General features: G+C 43.4%; 12 protein-coding genes. 5 read left to right on the plus strand and 7 right to left on the minus strand.

The annotated features are described in order from the left end of the window. Positions 1 to 232: 232 nt before the first annotated feature. Entirely contained in the window at positions 233 to 1,009 is a 777-nt protein-coding gene (locus tag LC036_RS08225) for a tyrosine-protein phosphatase (RefSeq protein WP_226580888.1), read from the minus strand. 1,001 nt (positions 1,010 to 2,010) lie between these two features. On the opposite strand from LC036_RS08225, the gene LC036_RS08230 reads away from it, so the two are divergent. The 4 genes from LC036_RS08230 to LC036_RS08245 all read left to right on the plus strand — a co-directional run bounded on the left by LC036_RS08230 (position 2,011) and on the right by LC036_RS08245 (position 9,268). Next, positions 2,011 to 3,738: an ABC transporter ATP-binding protein gene (locus LC036_RS08230; protein ID WP_226580891.1), complete on the plus strand. Its 1,728-nt coding sequence runs from the start codon at positions 2,011 to 2,013 to the stop codon at positions 3,736 to 3,738. Between the two features lie 225 nt (positions 3,739 to 3,963). Continuing rightward, entirely contained in the window at positions 3,964 to 4,956 is a 993-nt protein-coding gene (locus LC036_RS08235; protein WP_226580893.1) for a LacI family DNA-binding transcriptional regulator, read from the plus strand. 219 nt (positions 4,957 to 5,175) lie between these two features. Next, the gene (locus LC036_RS08240; RefSeq protein ID WP_226580896.1) at positions 5,176 to 6,462 is read left to right on the plus strand and encodes an ABC transporter substrate-binding protein; all 1,287 of its coding nucleotides are present in this window, start codon (positions 5,176 to 5,178) and stop codon (positions 6,460 to 6,462) included. A gap of 271 nt (positions 6,463 to 6,733) precedes the next feature. Beyond that, complete coding sequence (locus LC036_RS08245; RefSeq protein WP_226580899.1) at positions 6,734 to 9,268, plus strand: cell wall-binding repeat-containing protein; 2,535 nt, start codon at positions 6,734 to 6,736, stop codon at positions 9,266 to 9,268. Positions 9,269 to 9,605: 337 nt separating this feature from the next. Here LC036_RS08245 and LC036_RS08250 read toward each other — a convergent pair whose 3' ends face one another. After that, positions 9,606 to 10,382 carry a MerR family transcriptional regulator gene (locus LC036_RS08250; RefSeq protein ID WP_226582463.1) on the minus strand — a complete coding sequence of 259 codons (777 nt, stop codon included), beginning with the start codon at positions 10,380 to 10,382 and terminating at the stop codon, positions 9,606 to 9,608. Between the two features lie 161 nt (positions 10,383 to 10,543). Next, complete coding sequence (locus LC036_RS08255; protein WP_226580901.1) at positions 10,544 to 11,485, minus strand: LCP family protein; 942 nt, start codon at positions 11,483 to 11,485, stop codon at positions 10,544 to 10,546. A 245-nt stretch (positions 11,486 to 11,730) separates the two neighbouring features. On the opposite strand from LC036_RS08255, the gene LC036_RS08260 reads away from it, so the two are divergent. After that, positions 11,731 to 12,054, plus strand: coding sequence for a VanZ family protein (locus LC036_RS08260; RefSeq protein WP_226580903.1), 324 nt, complete (start codon positions 11,731 to 11,733; stop codon positions 12,052 to 12,054). Between the two features lie 6 nt (positions 12,055 to 12,060). Here LC036_RS08260 and LC036_RS08265 read toward each other — a convergent pair whose 3' ends face one another. From LC036_RS08265 to LC036_RS08280, 4 genes are all read right to left on the minus strand, one after another. Then, positions 12,061 to 12,744 carry a hypothetical protein gene (locus LC036_RS08265; RefSeq protein ID WP_226580906.1) on the minus strand — a complete coding sequence of 228 codons (684 nt, stop codon included), beginning with the start codon at positions 12,742 to 12,744 and terminating at the stop codon, positions 12,061 to 12,063. Between the two features lie 208 nt (positions 12,745 to 12,952). Then, positions 12,953 to 14,779 (minus strand): LTA synthase family protein, encoded by a 1,827-nt coding sequence (locus LC036_RS08270; protein WP_226580908.1) that lies wholly within the window; start codon positions 14,777 to 14,779, stop codon positions 12,953 to 12,955. 276 nt (positions 14,780 to 15,055) lie between these two features. After that, positions 15,056 to 17,515 carry a cell wall-binding repeat-containing protein gene (locus tag LC036_RS08275; protein ID WP_226580910.1) on the minus strand — a complete coding sequence of 820 codons (2,460 nt, stop codon included), beginning with the start codon at positions 17,513 to 17,515 and terminating at the stop codon, positions 15,056 to 15,058. Between the two features lie 114 nt (positions 17,516 to 17,629). Continuing rightward, the gene (locus LC036_RS08280; RefSeq protein WP_226580912.1) at positions 17,630 to 21,604 is read right to left on the minus strand and encodes a cell wall-binding repeat-containing protein; all 3,975 of its coding nucleotides are present in this window, start codon (positions 21,602 to 21,604) and stop codon (positions 17,630 to 17,632) included. Between the last annotated feature and the right edge of the window lie 297 nt (positions 21,605 to 21,901).

Here is a 21,901-nt window from a genome sequence, read left to right on the forward strand (position 1 = left end):
AGACGGTAATCGATCCTTCGCATTCGAATCGCTTCCTATAGTTTACAATGAATGCCATCGTTTTTAAACATTCCTTCGACACTTTTCCGTCCGTCAGTATAAGGCAAAAAAGAACGCTGGAGATTTTGATTATCCTCCAGCGTTCTTTTTATTAAGCCTTTCGTTACAGGTAGGAGATTTAGAATGGCAGGATGTTTCTGCAAAGAAAATAATCTCCTCGGATAAAGACTTTTTAAGAGCTTGGGAAAATACCCAATTTCTTTTTTGACTTGATTCTTTCCGGAGGGTCGGCATACACCATCTCATTGTTAAGAATGACATGAGCATTCTCCATAAACTGATACATCACTTCTGATCCATATACTTTTTTGACTTTTTCATACGCTTGAGGCAGGAAGAAGCCTTTCTTACGATGGTCATAAGCATTGGATGCAATGACATGGGCTAAATTGTGTTCTATCAATTGTAAGGCGAATTTTTGAGTGCTCCTGCCATGTTTATTCATTAAACTTGCCGCCGATATCTGTGTGATGGCACCATTTTTCACAAGTTGATACAGCAGATCCGGTTCCTTTTTTAAAATCTGGTTTTGTTCTGGATGAACAATAACCGGAAGATAGCCTGATATGTGCATATCATACAGAACCTGCTTTGCATAATGAGGAATTTCTTTATTGGAGAACACAATAAACACGTAGTTGCTTGTCTCATTTACCGGAATAATTGTCCCGCTTTTGATATCGTCTACAAGTTCTCCGTGGATTTTCACTTCATGACCAGGGAGTATTTTTAAATCGATCCCCTGCTGAAATAATTCATCATTCAGCTCCCGGCAGTGAGATAAAATCCTCTCCCTGTTATTTTCATAGATAGAGGGTTGGAACCTGGGGGCGGCCACAACAGTCTCAATCCCCTGATCCACCGCAGCTTTTGCCATTTCAAGGCTTTTTTCCATCGTATCCGGACCATCGTCTAATCCGGGAAGGATATGACAATTAAGATCAATCACATCATTCACCTCTATTAATAGGATTTTCTACACCACTCATTGATATAGAAGAAAAGCAGTGACTTGTATAATATTTATAATAGCCTCGTTCGTTCATTATAAAGAACTATTTTAAATTATAGCTTATTTAAACATGGAAATAAAGGGGGTTTTTTACAATTTATAGTTGGGCATAAATGGAATTTATTTTTAAACATACACATATTATAAAATAAACTCCTCAATAAATTTTAAAAAAATCAAAAAGTATTAATAATCAACCACGATAATCCCAAATTAATTAACAACTTAAACACAATGCAGGTTTGTTCTACAAAATGAACGAATCTTGTAGAGTATTTTTGATTAACCACATTTACCTTTCTTTTTCTCATAGATATATACAATTATTCATATATCTAAAATAAAGCATTTACCTAACCTAATATTGAGGATGTATAAGAACCATTTTCTAATGAGAGAATACGAAGGAGATCGTTATCCTTCACCAAAGAGATGCGTATATAACACTGATAAATTATTGAACGTGAGAGGAAGCGAGTTAGAACAACATTCAATTCACTCAAAAAAGATGGTGGTGAAAACCCATTAATTTTCAATGATCAGTCCAATAGGATTGTATTAATTAGATGTTCCACTAAGTATTTGACATAAAACACCCAATCCACTACCCCACCTATATGCGTTCAGTAGATGTAAAACCTATTCATAATTCTACTTTTTGAAAGAAAGTCCATATTATCACCACAAAGAACAACACACCTGTGTTGTTCTTCTTTTTTGTTTCCCTTTAAGCCTCGTCACGTTTCTTCTCTTCTTCCATTCGATATAATAAGGTTGTGGAACAGTGGATTAGATCGTTCTATATCAGTGCGTCATGCGTGCCTTAAAAATACCTTAAAATTCAGACTCCCAGGTCAGCTGTATACGTTCGACAACTTTTTTTGAAAAGCTATCCCCACTGTTTAACAGACTCTTACTCTTTTTAAGCGAGGTACCTAATGAAAGAAGCCAAATGGAAACAACTGCTCAACTTAATAAAAGCGACCCGCCCCCCAAAAGTCTTATTCAGCACCGCCTTAATTTTAAGCCTGCTGAATACCGCCGCGGGGCTGGCGATTCCGCTGTTTGCCAGTCAACTCATCGACAACTTTGACTTAAATGATTTAAATACAACCATCATCATCGGCATCGTTGCTGCCTTCTTTATCCAGGCTCTGGCCGGCGGGGTATCTGTATATTTCCTTGCCCGCGTTGGGCAGCATGTCATCGCTTCGCTGCGGGAGAGGCTGTGGAAGAAGCTCCTCACCCTCCCTGTTTCTTATTACGATGAACACGAGACCGGGGATGCCGTCAGCCGGATGACAAATGACACAGGTGTGATTAAAAACTTAATCACGGAACACTTCACTGGCTTTATTACAGGAATCATTTCGGTTACAGGCGCGGTTATCATCCTGTTTTATCTCGACTGGCCGCTCACACTGGTCATGTTTTCCATCATTCCGCTCGCTCTTTTATTTCTTATCCCGATCGGAAGAAAGATGTCAGAGATCTCCCGTCATTTACAAAAAGAGACGGCTGGTTTCTCTGCCAACCTGACCCGCGTAATTTCTGAAATCCGCCTTGTCAAAGCATCAAACGCAGAGGAACCGGAATGGAAAAATGGAAAGACAGATATAGCGAAGCTGTACCGTCTTGGATTACGCGAGGGGGGCATACAAGCCCTTATGTCACCGCTTGTTTCTTCCTTGATTATTGTCGTCCTTGTATTAATTATTGGATATGGAGGAGTCCGTGTCACTTCAGGTGCGATGACGCCCGGGGAACTGGCCGCCTTTTTCATATACCTTTTTCAAATCATCATGCCGATTACCCAGATCGTTGTATTTACCACTCAATTTCAAAAAACGATTGGAGCGACCGAAAAAGTCCTCTCGATTCTTACTCTTGATGAAGAGCAGCTGGACAATGGAAAAAACGTAGTTACAGGCAGTCACAACCTTACCGTCGATGCTGTGACTTTCGGATATGATTCCTCGGACATTGTCCTAAAGGATGTCTCCTTTACTGCCCATAAAGGTGAAGTGACCGCTATCGTAGGACCAAGTGGGAGTGGAAAAACAACGATGTTTTCATTGATGGAACAGTTTTACCATCCCCTCCAAGGTCAGATTCTTTATGCTGAGGAGCCGATCCAGTACTATTCATTGAAATCTTGGCGGGAAATGCTCGGGTATGTTTCACAGGAAAGTCCGATATACTCCGGGACAATTATGGACAACCTTACGTATGGACTTAAAGAAGAAATTCCTAAAGAAAAAGTGGTCGCTGCAGCTGAAATGGCCTATGCTCATGCATTTATTGAAGAACTTTCGAATGGATATGAAACCGAAGTGGGTGAACGGGGCATCAAACTCTCAGGCGGACAGCGCCAACGGATCGCCATTGCCAGAGCTTTGCTCCGCGACCCTGAAATCTTAATGCTGGATGAAGCAACATCCAGCCTGGACAGTCAATCAGAGATCGTCGTTCAACATGCGTTAAAGAATTTAATGAAAGGCCGGACGACACTCGTTATAGCCCACCGCTTGTCAACAATCGTAGATGCCGATCAAATCATCTTCTTAGAAAAAGGAAAGGTGACCGGAATCGGCACCCATGAACAGTTATTTCAAGAACACGAACTTTACCGCAACTTTGCAAAACAGCAGTTACGAATGGAGTAGAATAATATAAAAACGCCCGGAATAAATACATGTTCCCCTGTACCATTGGTGTGCTGGAAGGTCCGAAAACCCCCCTCGCAATCGGACCTTTGCTTCACCCAGTTATTCCGGAATCAGACAGTTTCAAGAAAAAATCCCCTTATAAAATACATCTGGACAACCCGCCTACTTTTCCTTAAACTATAAATATGAAACCAGTTTCACATAAGAACGGGAGTGAGATTTATGCCGAATATCTCTGATGTAGCCAAACACGCAGGTTTGTCAAAAGCCACCGTATCACGCGTCATTAACAACCACCCTTATATATCCAAAGAAAAACGCGAGCTTGTCCAGCAGGCGATGAAAGAACTCGGCTATCATCCGAATCCTTCAGCGAGAAGATTGAGAGGCCACCTCACAAGTACAATCGGCGTTATCGTACCACGAATCGTAAACCCTTTTTTCGCTTACTTAGTAAACGCTATCGAGCAAGCCGCCTATGCCAATGAATACCAGGTACTCATCTTTCAAAGCGATGAGAGCAGAGAAAAAGAAATCTCTTTTCTTAACTTGCTAAAAACGAAGCAGGTCGATGGCGTCATTATGACTTCAATCGAAAACGACTGGCACGATATCAAGCCTTATTCAGCCTACGGCCCTATCGTCTGCTGCAACGAATATGTTCAGGATCCACTTGTGCCTACGGTAAAACTGAACCAGACAGAAGGAGCCTATGCAGGAGTGAAACACCTCATCGAACGCGGTCATAAAAAGATCGGATACAGCACGGGCGCCTTATTTGCAGGCGAGGGACGGGATAAAGATCGCAATGACGGTTATCAAAAAGCCTTAAAGGAAGCGGATCTTGATTTAAACCCAAGCTGGATTTTTGTGAATAAACACACCATTGATGATGGCAAGCAGATCATCCGCCAGATGATGAATATGAATGACCGGCCGACGGCTCTCTTTTCAGGCAGCGACGAAATTGCAGCAGGTGCCATGTCAGAAGCAAAAGCACATGGAATACGCATTCCAGAGGACCTGGCCATCCTTGGCTTTGACGATCAGCCAATTGCAGAATTGCTGGACCCTCCACTGACAACCATCCGACAGCCCATTGATGACTTAGGTGAAAAGTCTGTAGAGCAGCTCCTCCGCTTTTTTAAAGATAAAAGCGCTCAATCCGAGTGTGTTGACCTTCCCTTTGAACTTATTGTTCGAAAAAGTACTTAATTTCACGGAATTTTCAAAACAATTGTTGTAAGCGTTACCAACTATGTGTATAATACAAGCTAACGAATCAATGATATCATTTTGTTCAAATGTGAAACCGATATCACATCCTAACCAAAGCTCACTTGTCTTTTAGAAATCAAGTCGTAGAACCTTGTTATCCGCAGTTGTTTTTTGGCCATTTCTGAAACCGATATCACACTAAAAGGAGTGCATCATATGAAAGTAAAAAAACTAGGAACGTCGCTGCTTATTTCTACAGCTCTGCTGGCAGGTTGCTCTTTTTCCTCTGGAGAAGATGATTCTGCTTCTGGATCCGAAGATGAATTGACGATTGAAGTCTTTCAAGGGAAAGTAGAATTTAAAGATCAGTTTGAAGAATTGGCAGACAAGTACGAAGAAGAAAACCCTGGAGTAAATATTAAAATTACGGCTGTTGGCGGAGGATCTGATTATGCCGGTTCGTTAAAAACCAAATTCGCTTCTGGTGATGAACCTGAAATTTTCAGTATTGCAGGTCCAACAGAGGCACAAAACTATGACCAGTACCTCACTGACCTATCGGACACTAAAGCAGCAGAAGCCGCTCTTGATGGCACGCTTGAGCCTGTCACCAAGGAAGAGAAGGTACGCGGTCTGCCGTTTAATCAGGAAGGATACGGTTTGATTTACAACAAACGTATTTTTGAAGAAGCAGGCATTGACGCTGGCAGTCTTAAAAGCTATGAAGACTTAGAAAAAGCCGTGCAGGAGCTGGACAGCCAAAAAGAAGAACTTGGCATAGAAGCCGTATTTGCTTTTCCAGCGAAAGAAAAGTGGGTCCCGGGCAATCACTTGTCGAATGTATATTTAGCACCGGAATTTGATCAAAAAGTATTAGAAGCCTTCAATGCAGAAAGTGTCGCTTTTGATAAAGGTGATGAATTCAAGCGCATGATTGACCTGCAGAATGAGTATTCCATCCAGCCAACATTAAGCTTAGACTACTCCCAGCAGGTGGAGCAGTACTTCTCTCTACAGGAAGTAGCGATTATACAGCAGGGAAACTGGATCTACCCATCGGTGCTGCAGATGGATGAAGAATTTGCCCAGGAAAATATGGGCATTATGCCAATTCCAGTCGAAGGGTCCGAAGGAAAAATCCCTGTCGGCATTCCGAATTACTGGGCCGTCAACAACAATAGTGACGAAGAAGTCATCCAGGCGTCTAAAGACTTTTTAGACTGGATGTACACATCAGAGACCGGTAAAGAAGCGGTCCTGAAAGACTTCAAGTTCATCCCTGCCTATGAAGGGTTTGATACAGCAGAAATCTCGGACCCACTATCTAAAGAAATCTATGAATATTCTTCAGAAGGTAATACCACTGGATGGGTCTTCCTTGGATACCCTGGAACTTGGGGGGATTATGTAGGAGGAAATGTCCAAAAATATATCAGTGGTGAAATGACATGGGACGAATTAGAAGAGGACTCCATAAAAGAATGGGAAAGTAATCGTAAATAATCATCCTATCTCCTCCCCTTAAAGATCGCTCAAGCGTTCTGTTGGGAAAGGCTGAAGGATAGCAAAACACAAAAACCGGCGGCCGAGCCATTTATCGGTCTGCCGGTTTTTGTGTTTCCCGTTTGAAAGCTTCTTCTCTACGGGTATAGGAGGCTAACCTTCCAACCTTTTGCAATGGTCATACAATTTTTAAGATTCCATCCGTATAATTGGTTATTATTGTATATTATTCGGGAATAGATATATATTCCTATAAAAGAGGAGATGGCCTGTGAAAAAGACATGGAGAGCTTTATACCTGACGGCTTTTGTTGTGACGCTGATCGTTTTAGGAGCAGCCCCTGCTTCAGCTGATGAAGATCGGAAGAAAATTGAAAGTCTTGCAGAAGAAGAAAAAGAGATTACATTCGAGACCGAAGAGAAAGGGGCGGAACTACAAGGGGCAGACCAGATACCCTTAGAGAAGATCTATAACCGCCAGGTCATCCTTAAGCTACGGGATAAGGCGGACCCTGATTTATCCAAGTATGAAATGATTGAACAGAATTTGCGTAATGGTCCGTCTGCAGGCCAGTGGAAAACGATTCACATCCCGGAAAAGCTTGATTACTATGAGGAGCTCCAAATGATCAAACAGATGGATGGAATTGAGTTAGCTTCTCCTGATCAAATCTATGAGTCTAGTTATGTGCCCAAAGATACATATTATCAAAGTCATCAGGACTACTTAACTATGATCGGTATGGAAAGAGCGTGGGACATTACACGTGGTTCGGACAGGGTGAAAACTGCCGTCATTGATTCAGGTGTTTACCAGGGGCATAACGATCTGGATGGGCGGCTGACCAGTGGTTATGATGCCGTTTATGGAGGAAGTGTGTATGACGATTACAACGGACACGGGACGTTCGTAACAGGAATTATTGCCGCCAATATGAACCAGACGGGCGTCACCGGAGTGGCCCCTTTTACAAAAATCGAACCAGTCAATGTCGAATACGAGGGGAGCGTATCGACCACAGGAGTCATTAAAGGGGTTGATTACGCAATTGACAGCAATGTAGATATTATCAATATGAGCTTTGGCGGATACACAAACAACACTACATTACAATCTGTCCTGTGGGATGCTTATGAATCCGGCATTGTATTAATAGCAGCTACAGGGAACGATCAGACCAATACTCCTTCCTATCCAGCTGCCTATCCCTGGGTTATTGCTGTAGGGGCTACCGATACAACGAGTGGTTCTCCCGTAGTCGCAGACTTCTCCAACTACGGTTACCATGTGGATGTCACCGCTCCTGGGGTGAACATCCTGAGCACAAGCACCATGGGTGGATACGAAACAGGAGACGGAACTTCCTTCTCCACACCAATTGTCAGCGGCCTTGCTTCCTTAATCAAGGCTGAACACCCGGATTGGACACCTCCACAAGTTGAATTTGCCCTTCAGAATGGCAGCAGACAGTTCCGCACCGGTGAATCCAATCCCTGGACAGGATTCGGGCAGGTGGACGGCTATAAAGCTCTAACCTCATCTATAAGTGACATGGGAACAGACCGGTCCTCCTGGAACATTACAAAGGCACAAAAGCTTTCCCCGGGTGTAGAAAAAGAACGTTTAAACTTCCCGACAGATAAAGACTTGTATTCTCTTGAAATGAAGTTTCCAGGTGAAGTGAACCTGGAATTGTCTCATCCCGCAAGCCACATCGACATGGGTTTTAATGTCTATCAGGAAATCGATGGAGACGTTTACGAAATTTACTCCGAAGACATCGGTGTCAGCGGGGAAAGTGAAAGCCTCACCTTCAGGGCAGAAAAAGGCCGCTATTACGTGGGTGTTTATGAATATTACGAGAACTGGTCGAGAGAGAATTATTCACTAAAGATGGATTGGACTCTAGATCAACCAGAGAGACTCAGCGGTTCCACACGCTTCGATACTTCCGCAGAGATTTCTAAAAAAGGCTGGCCTAATGGTTCAGATACCGTCGTATTAGCTACCGGATTTGACTTTCCAGATGCCCTGGCTGGATCGCCTCTGGCATATGAATTGGATGCGCCCGTCCTGTTGACCCGCTCCGATCGACTGGTGGAAGAAACGAAAAAAGAAATGCAGCGCCTTGGTGCCGAGGATGTCTATATCCTGGGTGGAACAGGAGCCATATCAGACACAGTGAAAAGAGAAATTTCACAGATGGGATTTGACGTAAAACGTCTGTCAGGGCAGAACCGTTATGAAACATCCGTGAAGATAGCCAACGAACTGCTCTCCTTACAAGGAAGAAACCAATTTGATCAAACGGTGTTATCTTATGGCAATAACTTTCCGGACGCTTTGGCATCGGCCTCTTATGCTGCTCAAACTGGACTTCCCATCCTCTTAACAGCAACTGACAAAATTCCTGACTCAACTCAAACGGTCTTAAGCCGTGTAGATAAGACGATTGTAGTTGGAGGAACAGGAGTCATTAGTGATAAGGTTCTCGACCAGGTACCAAACGGAACACGTTACGCTGGTGAAAACCGCTTTGATACATCTGTTCAATTAATTGAAGGACTGGAGATGCCGACGGATGGATTTTATATTGCCACAGGATTTGAATTTGCTGATGCTCTAACTGGATCTGTACTCGCTGCCAAAGATGAGAAACCCATTCTCCTCGTGAGAAGTGACCGGATTCCAGAGGAAGTGCAGTCGTTCATTGACCGCTCCAATTCAAACGAATTCACCATCCTTGGAGGAACAGGAGCCATCAGCCAGGAAGTTGGAGCAGAACTTCTCGAACGATCCAACTAACTAGTAAATCAGAGGCATGATTATGAAAAGTCTCTCTTGAAATTCCATATTGATATGAATAGAAAACGAACTTCCAATAATAATTTGGAAGTTCGTTTTCATTTTTTATTCTATTTGTGTCCCTTTGGTTTAAGACTTGCTTTCAAGATATTATCAATTGCATACTTCATTTTTAATTCGCAATCTCCTTTGAAACGGAGCTGGTTTATCTGAATGATGCAGGCAATAGTTGTAAAGTTCACCTTCCATCACAACTTTGAACACCTGGGAAAAGGAGATATCCTCAGGGCACTCATCAACATAGCTTGCTCTTCAGAAAAAAATTCTAAATTTACCTTTATTCGTTCTGCTCAAGCTTATCACAATATACATGCATGGCCTCACGAAGAAAAGCCGACAAACCAGGCTGGTGCTTATCAATATTTTTCGTAAAGCGTGGATCGTTCACATATAAATCTCCCAACCCTCGAAAAATTTCCGGTGTACATTCATAAAAGCTGTCTGTTATATGTTGACGCATTTCTCCGACAATACGCTGTACTTCGGCATCCTTCGGTCCTTTATGCATCACTTGAACGATACGGTTATACAATTCCCCGCTTTTTTGGTGGATCCTTTTCCAGTCATCTTCATTGTACGCCGCCGTTTTTTTCATGGATTCTTCATACGCTTTGGTACCACTATACTTTTCTTTTACTTCTTTCCGGTATTTCTTCTGATGCTCCTCGATCTTTTTCATATCAAACGGTTCAAACCTATCTTTGTTTTCCATAACAGATCCTACTTCAATTGATTGGATGGTTTGTTCAATGGAATGAATCATCCGTTCGAGGCGGTTCTTTTTTTCTAACAGCAATTGTTTATGGGTGTGGAGAGCCTTTTTCTTGTCAAAATTCGGATCATCAAGAATTTCTTTAATATCCTGCAGCGTAAAATCAAGCTCTTTGAAAAAGAGTATTTGCTGCAGCTGGGCCAGATTTTCGTCATTATAAAGGCGGTACCCATTCATTTCGGTATGTGCTGGTTTTAAAATTCCAATATGGTCGTAATGATGCAGCGTGCGCACACTAACCCCAGCAAGCTCTGCTACTTCTTTTACTTTATACAAGACCATCACCTCATGCTTTTACCTTAAACTATTACGCAGCGTTAGAGTCAATAAGAAAGAAAAAAAGGACGCGAGACTTCTCTCAAAAAAGAAAGTCTTTGTACAATAACCTCACTTAAAGAAATGATTGCACTAAAAAAGCGTCTCCTCAATAGGAGACGCTTTAATTATGAGCTGTATTCGTTGATCAACCCTTGGACTTTTTGGACTTCCTGGTCAGGTACCTGTAAGTAATAGATACCGCCGATTCTCGTCCCATTCCCTGTCATTTGATAAGTCTTGAGATCTTTTCTGGCACTGCTGTAATTGACCATCAAATCTTTCATGACGCTGAAATCCATGTTTGTCGTTACGTTATTGCCTAACACATCAAGCATGTCATGGATTTTATTAACAGAAGCGAAGTTTGCTCCTTTATCCAGCACCTGCTGAATAACCTGACGCTGACGCTCGTTACGCCCTGCATCGCCGCGGGGGTCTTCATAACGCATGCGTACGTACATTAATGTTTCTGCGCCGTTTAAGTTCAGCTCACCCTTTTTATAGTGGTAGCCGTTCTTGCCGACCCAGTCCAAATCATTCTGCACGGTAACGCCGCCGACAGCGTCTACCATTTCAGCTAAGCCTTCCATATTCATCTTCACGTAGTAATCCAGTTCAATATCAAGGAAATTTTCAACCGTCTGAATAGACATATCTGTACCGCCAAAGGCGTAGGCATGGTTAATTTTATCTAAGCTGCCGTTATGTCTTGAGTTTCCGACCATCTCTGTGCGTGTATCTCTTGGAATACTGACAATCTGGCTGCGATCGTCATTTGGGTCCAGCGTCATCACCATAAGAGCGTCAGACCTGCCCCTGTCCCCATTCCTCTCATCTACACCTAACAGCAGGATGTTTAACGGTTCATTCTGCTTTACTTTCTTCTCGGTTAGTTCATGGTCAATAGAAGCGACTTCCTTATTCATTTTCTGATCAACCGTAGCTTTTGCCCCGTTGTAAAGGGTGAAAGCGTAAACTCCACCAGCAAGGATTAATAGAGAAAAAACAATCAGAGGAACCTTCCACCATCTTCCCCTCTTTTTCTTCCGTTCTGCTACACGACTCATCAACATTTCACTCCAATTTTTTCAAGCAATCTATCATCCATTATATAAATAATCCTAAAGTATTACAATTCTATTTTGTATAAAACCACAACTTTTGTCTTATAATGGTAAAAAAATGAAAGAGTGATAGTCGCCATGTACAGAAGAATGCTATTCACCCTCTTTCCCGTCATGTATATGGCCGGGATCTGGATTCAATCGAGTCACTCTGTTCAGCCAATCATTGATATTCTGGAGTGGTTCCTATGACGACAGCCCTATTTTTAGAGAGTCTTCATCTCATAGAGTTCGCGTTGTTATACCTCCTGATTGTACTTGCTCTCAAGGTGCATCATCGGTTTACCCGAACAACGAACTTACTGGCAGCTGTGTTTAGTATGTTCTACGGGCTGGTTGATGAAATTCATCAATGGTATGTACCGGAACGGTCTTTTACCATGACCGATTTATTGAAAGATGGGATTGGCGTTTTCACAGCATTTTTGATCGTACACTACCTTCACTTCTACAGGCACAGAAAGAAGGTGCAGGATGAGGTCCGCCATAAAAAAATCACCGGATCCCGGTGATTTTTCTTATTCCCCTATTTCTCCTAATTGTTCCAGTGCTTCAGGATACAAAATCGTATCAAACTCCTTTCCATCCTCTGCGTTCACCACATGAATGGTCACGTTATAATGATCGGGATCGACCCCGTTGAACAGTTGATAAATCAACCCGGTCATGCCAATTCCCAGTGATGCAAATCCATCAAAACTATCTTCGTAAGCGGATTGATCTACCGTCATTGTAAATTCTGTGAATGCGTCGTTCGCTTCAACATTTTGTATCGATGGATAATCTCCACTGTCTTTCATCTGATTCATCGTCACTGTCATTTCCTTTTTGAATTCTTCCATGATTTCTTCATGTTTCTTTTTGGACATTTTATAAGTAATAGAACCGTCATCGTTTTGAATGACATCGGCAATCCCTTCAGCTGCCGCTTCTTTTTTGATTTGATCAAACGATGTTTCCTGAAAATCTACAAACGTAGCTGGTAAAGTGATCTCTACATGTAAGAGCTTTTTATCTACCGTTACACCTGGCTCCTGGCTTTCTTTTTCTTTCTCATTCTCTTTCTCTTTCTCATCGGCCTTTTCTTCGCTCTTTGGTTCCTGCTGACTGTCCTTCTCACCATCCCCCTCTGACGCAGACTCTGACGCGCATCCTCCTAAGGCCAAGGTAAAAAAGAACAGTACCCATAACAATTTCTTCATCCAAGTCCCCCTTCCTCTATCCATCGTATGCCGGAAAACGAGATTCATTAGCTTCTTTTTTATAATTCTAAATAGGAAAGGATTCGCTCTCATGTGAGAGAACTGCGAGCTGATTTCATCTATCTACAAGATGTTGAACAGCTTGTCTACTCAGAAAAGGATTCTACATACAAAAAGCCCTCTCTTATTAAAGAGAGGGCTTTGGTGATTAAAAACTTTCAAAATAGGCATCTGACCATTGCAGCAGCTGGAGGATGTCTTCACGCTCCTGCTTAAATGCGGACTGCGGATCATTGAACTCATTTTCAATACGCTGATTGGTACCAAGATCAAGGATACGCGGGTCAAACCGACTATTCTTAGCGATATAGAACGTCTCATTATTAAAGAAGGAACTGGTCGGCACGTAGTAGCGCATGCCGAGCAGATTGTTGGAATAATGAAGCAGATTATGACCAAAATAAAGCGAATCTGGCTCCACACCAAGAAGATTAAGCAGTGTCGGCATCATATCAATTTGACCTCCGATATGATCGACTTCCTGAGCCATTCCCTCTTTTCCAGGTACTCCTACAATGAAAGGAATATTAAAACGGTTTAACAGAGAGTAACGTTCTCCATTGAAATCTTTTAATAACTCCTGATCTTCTTTCTTCAGCAGCTTGCCATGCAGACCTGAATGATCTCCATATAAAGCAATGACCGAGTTTTCCCATAGACCTTTGTCCTTCAAATCCTGAAAGAACTCTCCGAGTGCCTTATCGGCATAATGCACAGACTGCAGGTAGTTTCCGGTCAGGGTATCCTGATATTTCTCAGGAAGATCCAAACCACGCTTGTCTTCCGGCATTTCAAACGGCGTATGGCTTGTCAAAGAAAGAACATGGGCATAAAAATTCTCATGGTTTTCTGAAATATCCCCGAGTGCCTGTATGGACTTATCGTAAAATAAGCCGTCAGAGGGTCCAAAACCAACGGTGTCCTTTTCCCCATAAAACTCTTTGGCGTAATAGTCATCAAATCCAAGCGCCGGATACAGCTCATCACGATTCCAATAGTTCACTTCATCGGCATGCATCGTGACAGAATAATACCCTCTCTCTTTAAGCATTCGAGGTAAGGAAGGGACCTTTTTCCCAGTGATTTCATCAGTGGTGGCTTTGCTGCCTAATGGATATAACGACGTATTCATTAAGTATTCAGCATCCGAAGTATTTCCGGAGCCAATTTGTTGATACACATCTGTGAAATAAGTACTTTCTTCTAACCAGTCATTGATATTTGGCGTAATTTCCTGTCCGTTTAAAGACTGGCCGATCACAATGTCCTGAAGAGATTCAATCTGCACAACGATCAAGTTCCGACCTTCTGCGATTCCGAAGTTTTCGTGCTCGCTCATCGGGATATAATCGCTCCCCTTCAACTCCTCGATCCGCTCCTGCGTGACATTTTGATCATCACCAGAGAAAGCATATGCCTTCTCATTCTGGGAATGATCTTGATAGTACTGAACGAATTGAGTTGTAAATAATCCATTTTCTTTAGCAAACAACGCACTGTCTAAAATCGTTTCATGTTTACTCGTTTGAAAGTTAACGATCGTAATGACGAGGCTGGCAATAAGGATGCTTGCCATGGCGACATTGGAGGTTTGGTTCACAGGGTACGTCCATTTAAATTTCCGTGTAAACAGCCAGACAACGAGAAGAAGAACCAAGTCTGCTAAAAATAAGACATCTGTTCCATTCAGGAGCAGCCACATACTTTCGTTCACACTTCCCACCTGGTTTAACTGTGAAAGGTCATAATACGTCGGTACCGTACCGAAGTAGCGCTCGTAAATCAGCATTCCTATAAATAAAAGCGATAAAAATACATCGAAAACGATATATACCCACAGTTTTCCCCGTTTTAAAATAAGCTCGACCGCTGCCATAAATAGCAGGACAAGGGTTGTCTCAAACCATAGGCCGGCAAGGGGATTGGTATCCTGCAGAAGTAAATATCTTAAAATGATAAACTTTAAAGCTATCATTCCAGCAAAATAGAAAAAGTAGCTTTTCACTAGTCTTTTGAAAGAATTTGTCATTTTACACACCTCAACAATATTCTACCCAATTGTTAAGTTTATGTAAACTTTTTGTAAATGAAATTTGATAGAAGGATTTTATTGCTCAATAATAAGGCTGAAAATCTATTATTTATGCGTAACCTTCTCTATTAAAGGAATACGGCAGGTGAATGTGAGAAAATTATTCGTGCATGAAAAAAAGCCTCCGATCCAAAGATCGGAGGCTTCTCTAGTATTCTATTATTCTTCGTCGTTCTCCAGCTCAGAAGCTACTGCATCACTTACAGCATTCGTTCCACCAAGAACCTGGAAGTTGTTAATATCAAGCTTGTCGATTGCCTCTTTCGTTACTGCTGGAAGTTTATCCTGCTGAACAAGAAGCATAGAAGCCTCTTCTTTTGCAGCAAGTACGGAACCAGCTAAGGCATCAGCGAAGGACTGACCTGTTGCAACAAACGTTTTTCCTTCCTGTACAGCCAGCTGTTCGGCAATGACCGCAGCTGTTTCATAACGTGTTTCTCCGCTGTAGCGGACAGCTCCTGGCAGCATCGCTTCCACATCGGCAGAAATCGCGTTTGTTCCACCAACCACAATGCTCTCTTCAAAATCACTTAGAGCAACTTTAGTAATGGATGGCAGTTCATCTGTTTTAGAAAGAAGGATTGGATAGCCTTCTCTTGCAGCATAAGGCGCAACAGCTAACGCATCCGGGTAGTTGTAGCCATCAGCCACAATGACGTTTTCTGGATTGCCATCTAAACGTGCAGCAATATTCGCTGCAGTTTCAAAACGATCCGCGCCGGAAATACGATCAACGGCTACGTCCATCCCGTCCAGCTGATATTTCACATACTCAGAAACGGCCCCTGTACCGCCAAGGATAATCGCTTCACTTGCACCCAGGCGTTTGATTTCTTCCATCACTTCATCATTTAGATCTCCGGATTTTGTAAGCAGGATCGGCGCATCTTCTTTATACGCAAGAGGAGCACCAGCTAAGGCATCGGCAAATTCATCCCCGCGTGCAATGACAACGGTATCCGCTTGATCCCAGCCTTTTTTGGAGATTTCAACTGCTGTTTCATAACGGTTCATGCCGCTTACACGTTCCGTTGCTTTCTCAACAATACGGGACTCTTCATCAGGGGATACTGTGCCCTGTTCATCTAGATATTCGTTGAACACTTCATAATCGACAAGGAAAAGCTCTGTCATTTTTCCATTCGCTTTTGCTTCTGCGAAGGTTTCATACCCATCACCGCCGGCAGCGACAAAAGCATTTGTTGCTACTGTGTATTCTTTGTCCATGTCTAAGGCTTCATAACCATCATCTGTTTTCGTCTTCACATCAACGATTCGGCTGCCTGCTTCCAGTGAACGGTCAAAGGTATATTTCAGACCGGAAACCTGCGCAAAGCGTCCGCCCATGTTTTCAAGATCACTTACCCCATTTTCAAGAGCATCGACAATCTGTTCTCCCGTTAGATCAAGCGTGACAAGGGTATTACCAAACGGCATCGTTGTTAAAACTTCGCCCATTGTAATATCACCTTTGTCGATGGAGGCACGGATACCTCCGCCATTTTGAATCGCAATTGTCGTATCTGGCTCGACGTCCTGCGCTTTTGCAAGCATAGAATCAGTAATTAAGTTTCCTAGATTTGTTTCTCCCTGGCGTACATCACTGCGCTCACCATTTAAGGCAACCGTTGTTTCACCAACCACCTGCTGTTTCAAATCTTCGAGCGGTCCTTCAAGTTCTGTAAGCAGCTCCTGTGCTTCTGCATTTGGAGTCACATCAGATTCCTCAACATCAATCAGCTGGCTGTCCCACGCTGTAAGTACACCTTCATCGTCAAAAGAGACTTGAAGATCACCAAGAAACTCACTGTACTCTCCTGCCTGGACAACGACAGTCGGCTCGCCGTCTTCATTGAATACTTTTTCATCGTCTAACTGTGTATGGCTGTGCGCACCAACTACGACATCAATACCATCAACACTGGATGCCAGCGTCTCATCATAGGTAACTCCGATGTGAGTGAGGGCAATAATTTTATTGACCCCTTCACCTTCAAGCATCGCTACCGTATCTTCAGCTTTTTGAATGTAGTCTTCAAAACTGATGGTATCCCCTGGGTTGGACAAGGTAACGGTTTCCTCACTTGTCAGACCGAAGACTCCGACTTTTTCTCCGTCTACATCAATGATCGAAGCTGGATAGATCGTGCTGTCCTCACCTGGTGTGCCGATTTCATCTTTGAACAGCTGGCTCAGGCGTGTATTGGCGCTGTAATCAATGTTAGAACTTACAATCGGAAATTCTGCTTCCTCAATAAAATCCGCAAAAACCGCCGGACCATCATCAAACTCATGGTTACCCGGAACCATCGCGTCATACTGCATCATGTTCATAAACTGAACATCTGCAAGACCTTTATATTGATTGTAGAAAAGCGTACCTGAAAAGACATCGCCGGCATCAAGCAGAATGGAGTTTTCACGATCAGCACGAAGCTGTTCGACAAGTGATACTTTTTTCGGGGCATTGCTGATGTGTGCGTGTGTATCATTGCTGTGCATAATCGTTAAGTCAAAATCGCCTTCTGCTGCTTTTACTTCTCCAGATGGCAGGGCAATGGTTCCAAGAGCAATCGCTCCTGTAGCTGCTGCTGTTGCTAGTACTCTTAATTTCTTCATACATCCAACCCTTTCTAAATAAGCGTGAACCGCTTTTATTATGATTTTTTATGGAGGGGAAATCTGCCGGTGCAGATTCCCCATTCCTTCTAGAAATATTTAAAACTAAGAGGACTAGTCTTCGAGATCCTCTACAACGTCTTCACTTACCGCATTCGTTCCACCCAGGATGTGGTATCGATCATAGGCCTGTTCGTCAATGACCTGCTCGATACTGTCAGGAATGTTTTCTTTTTTCACAAGTAGCATCGGAGCTTTGTACTTCGCCGCTAAGACAGAACCTGTCAACGCATCAGCAAAGTCGCCTCCCGTAGATAGGAACGCATGTTCGGAGTCCCCGACAAGCTCTTTTGCAATGGCTGCTGACGTTTCATAACGGTTCACCCCGCTGTAGCGCATCGCTTCCGGCAGCTTATCAAAAACTTTCTCACTTACGGCATTGGTACCACCAAGTACGATCGTTTTCTCAATACCGGAGAGCGCACGTTTAGTATCGCGAGGGAGCTTATCCGTCTTCGTCAAAAGAATCGGGTAGCCCTGCTCAGCTGCATAAGAAGCAGCAGATAACGCATCGGGATAGTTTCTTCCATCCGCTACAACCGCTTTAGATGGGTTTCCGTCTAAGCGAGCAGCAATATTCGCCGCTGTTTCATAACGGTCCTTACCGGAGATCCGCTCAACCGAAAGACCGAGACCTTCCAATTGATAACGGACGTAATCCGAAATCGCTCCTTCGCCGCCTAGAATAACAATGCGTTCTGCGCCAAGTCTTTCAACCTCTGCTTTTACGTCGGATACGAGTTTATTAGATTTTGTTAATAGAATCGGTGCATCCAGCTTATAAGCAAGTGGTGCGCCGGCTAAAGCATCAGGGAACGAATCGCCGCGGGCGAGCACAACCGTCTCGGAGGATTCCCAGCCTTTTTTCGATACTTCGACCGCTGTTTTGTAGCGGTCTGCACCAGAAATTCTCTCAGTCATATCATTAAAATCAATTTGTGCAAGCATCGGATCGTGGTCGCTCGCACGTCCAGCCGCTTCAGAGAAGTCAGCATTTATGTTGACACTATCAATCTCTGTCCGTTCTGCCAGGTTATTGCTTACAAGAATATGATCAAGCACCTGGGAGTTCCCTTGATAGTTGTAAGAGTAGCGCTCTTCAAGAGGCAGCTCCTCCACCATATTTGTCAGAACTTCTCCTTCAAGTGTGTTGATTGGTGCAGAGAATTCAAAGTCGTTCAAGTCACCCATCACAACGACGTTGGCACCTTCAACGGTATCGACCACATTTTGAACAAACGAATTTACCACACCTGCTTGTTTCAGACGCTGAACTTCACTTCCAAGTTCAACCGGCTGACTGGCACCAAACAGGGAGTCATCGCCACCTTTAGAGTTAAAATGATTCGTTACCATAATCACTTTTTCACCTTGGAATTCAAATTCCGCTGCCAGTGGTTTACGAGAATCATCAAACGCTTCGTTTTCAGGATCAATTCGGCCGGGATTCAATGTTAAGCCATCCTGATCGACTCCAACCGCTGTGGAGTCATCGCCTTTTGGTTTGTCCGGCATAGAAACACGATCCGGGTTATAGATAAAACCGACGCGGATGTTTCCACCAGGCTGACCGCCATCCGTTTTATCAGCAGGTGCGATATCGGTGTATTCATATGTCGGTCCACCTTTGGCTTCAATCGCATCAATCAATTTCTGATAAGACTCGTCTGCTTCGACCGTCCCATCATCTGTTGGACCATTGTTATCCTGCACTTCTACAAGACCGATGACGTCCGGCTGGTTTAAGTTGTTCACCATCGAATCAGCAATTCTGTCTACTTTCTCCTGGGACGTATCCGCAGAGAAGTTCTCCATATTATAAGTCGCTACATTCAGCTGATTTTCCTCTACAGTCAGATCACTGACTTCGCGCTCTGTTCCACCGTCTACAATGGCTGGGAACTCTCCCTGAGTACGAATCTTAAAGTTACTGTAATCATAGCTGACAACACCAATGACCGAACCATCCAGCTGGTCGCCGACTTTCACGTCGACATCGTAACCATCGACATCAAGAAGCAGACGCTCTGGATTATAGTCATTTTCAGAAACTAAAAGGCCGTCCGCATCGGTAAACAGCTGGTCTTCATTTGTGTTCACATACACGGCAACTTCCTCATATTTCGGAGGAGAGGTGACTTTTGCATCCTTCATTTCTACGCGCATGCCCTCTAAGCTTTCATAAAAGTCGATCCCGTCTTCTGCCGGGTCGAAGCTGGTCAGGCCGTCATCTTCAATGTTGACGGTCGGCGGTGTGCGGTCTTCCCCAATGACAACCGTATCAGGCAGGTCGTTCCCTTGAGACTGAACGTCTACAGAAGAAGCCGTGATCTGTGTCGTTAATAAATCGTCTGCATCACTGTACCCATCTTCTTTCCATTCCTTGACTTCACCACTGACCGTTACTTGATCCCCGACTTCCACACCAGAACCTCTGGAATACACATAGATTCCTTCGGATGTCGCGATATCCTCATCCGGGTTCTCATCTTGAATATAAAAGCCATTTGAACCGTCAAGTGCGGTGACAATGCCATCGACATTGGTCACGTTCATTCCTTTATAAGGAGATTCATGAGCAGCTCCCTGAATATCGTGGATATCAAGCGAATCAAGTGACTCTAAAACTTCATAGGAAAAAGTGAAGACTTCACTCGTTTCACCGCCATCTTTTACAACGACAGATTTAATCGTTGCATCTTCATCCACTGTAATCGGTGATGTATATTCTGTGCTCCCTGACGTCGGCTCACTGCCATCCATCGTATAATAAATCGCCGCATCCGGCTGGGCGGTCTGTAAGGTCACTTCTGACCCACGGACAATCTGCCCGGAAGCAGGACTAGCTGTGACAGAGAAGATCTTCTCGACAATATCGGACTGCTCCCTTGGAACTAACCGGTATTCATTGAAACTGTAGGTGACGACACCTTGCAGCTGTTCGTATGTTGTTCCGGCTTCTAAATCCAGCTCAGCTTGAGGGGTGATTAGAAATTCACCGGTATCATCCTCTGCTGTATAGTCACCGTACTGATTTTGACCGGTAATCTTCACACCATTGAGCTTTACAAATTCGCCTTCAATCTCTTCGCCGTTTTCTGAACTAAAGGCAGATCCTGTCACGAGTTCGGGATCCGGAACCCCTTTATCTTCCGTTTTGACCGTAACATCATCAGCATCGGCCTGGATCTGCTCCATTCCATAGTAGGAAGAAAGAGCTCCCTGGGCTGTGATTTCATCGCCAACTGTTACATTTAAACCGGAGGCACGAACGATAATTCCAGCGGTATCATCTTGTATGTATACGTTCGTCTGTCCACCAGATTCAAAAGTGGCCGTGGCAATGCCTTCGACTTTCACATTTGTACCTTCCGACGCGTTTCTTGCTTCAGATATCGTAGATAGGGTAATAGGTTCATCAGGTTCATCCGGGGATGTTTCGTCTGGATATTGACCTAAATAAGTAAAGGTATCTTTGTCTTCGATGTTAAAAGAGGTGCCGGCATCAAATGCATCATTAGGATTCTTATCGCCCGTCAGCTTATCAGTCATTCTCGTAAGTGTGACGTCTTTTGCAAAATCAGCATCCGATCCAACCTGGCCAAGAGAGTCGACAATTTCACCATTATGCTTTAATACAAGCGCATCGTTTCCATTAAAGTTTACAACGCTGTCCGTTGTGAGGAGGTCAGCGGCGGCTTTAACAACCTCTCCTGCACCATCGTTTGCGATCACAAATACTTCTCCATCAGCAAGCGTTCCTTCCAACTCAAATGTTCCACTGCTTTCAGAACTGCCATTTGAATAAACTTCAATTGTATATTCGCTTAAATCAAGTTGACTGCCACTCCCGTTGTACAATTCCAATGCTTTGTTATACGAGCTGCCTTCCACATACTCAGAAATCAACAAGGTGTCACTGGATGGTGCTTCAGCCTTGACATTGTACGCAGGGCCTGCAAACATCCCGAGAACTAAAGAACTGACAACGACAGAACTAACCCCTTTTTTGAGGCTTATTTTCTTCATACGTTTTACCCCTCCCCAAATATCTATATATTCAACAAGAAACTCCAACGTCCTCCATTATATATCAAAATTTGTTAGATTTGTGTAAATTGTTGTAATATTTCACGAATAATTTGTATGCGCTTACAACAAATGACTTATCTTTCTCCTCAGCAGGGCGGGTATAAAGTTCCAGCTGCTTCATTTACTTCATACAAGCCCCCTGAGTCAGCGTAAAATTAGAAAGAAACCCTATTGAAGGATATGGCCGTGTATTTTATGATGGTTGAAAATGCCACGACAAAGGGAGAATTCAAC

It is taken from the genome of Halobacillus litoralis (assembly GCF_020524025.1).
Classification (GTDB): Bacteria; Bacillota; Bacilli; order Bacillales; family Halobacillaceae; genus Halobacillus; species Halobacillus litoralis_D.

What these genes read in the sequence shown, in the direction of transcription:
- LC036_RS08230 (WP_226580891.1), top strand. Translation starts at nt 2,011, where the DNA reads ATGAAAGAAGCCAAATGGAAACAACTGCTCAACTTAATAAAAGCGACC.
- LC036_RS08235 (WP_226580893.1), top strand. Translation starts at nt 3,964, where the DNA reads ATGCCGAATATCTCTGATGTAGCCAAACACGCAGGTTTGTCAAAAGCC.
- LC036_RS08240 (WP_226580896.1), top strand. Translation starts at nt 5,176, where the DNA reads ATGAAAGTAAAAAAACTAGGAACGTCGCTGCTTATTTCTACAGCTCTG.
- LC036_RS08250 (WP_226582463.1), bottom strand. Translation starts at nt 10,382, where the DNA reads ATGGTCTTGTATAAAGTAAAAGAAGTAGCAGAGCTTGCTGGGGTTAGT.
- LC036_RS08255 (WP_226580901.1), bottom strand. Translation starts at nt 11,485, where the DNA reads ATGAGTCGTGTAGCAGAACGGAAGAAAAAGAGGGGAAGATGGTGGAAG.
- LC036_RS08260 (WP_226580903.1), top strand. Translation starts at nt 11,731, where the DNA reads ATGACGACAGCCCTATTTTTAGAGAGTCTTCATCTCATAGAGTTCGCG.
- LC036_RS08265 (WP_226580906.1), bottom strand. Translation starts at nt 12,744, where the DNA reads ATGAAGAAATTGTTATGGGTACTGTTCTTTTTTACCTTGGCCTTAGGA.
- LC036_RS08270 (WP_226580908.1), bottom strand. Translation starts at nt 14,779, where the DNA reads ATGATAGCTTTAAAGTTTATCATTTTAAGATATTTACTTCTGCAGGAT.
- LC036_RS08275 (WP_226580910.1), bottom strand. Translation starts at nt 17,515, where the DNA reads ATGAAGAAATTAAGAGTACTAGCAACAGCAGCAGCTACAGGAGCGATT.
- LC036_RS08280 (WP_226580912.1), bottom strand. Translation starts at nt 21,604, where the DNA reads ATGAAGAAAATAAGCCTCAAAAAAGGGGTTAGTTCTGTCGTTGTCAGT.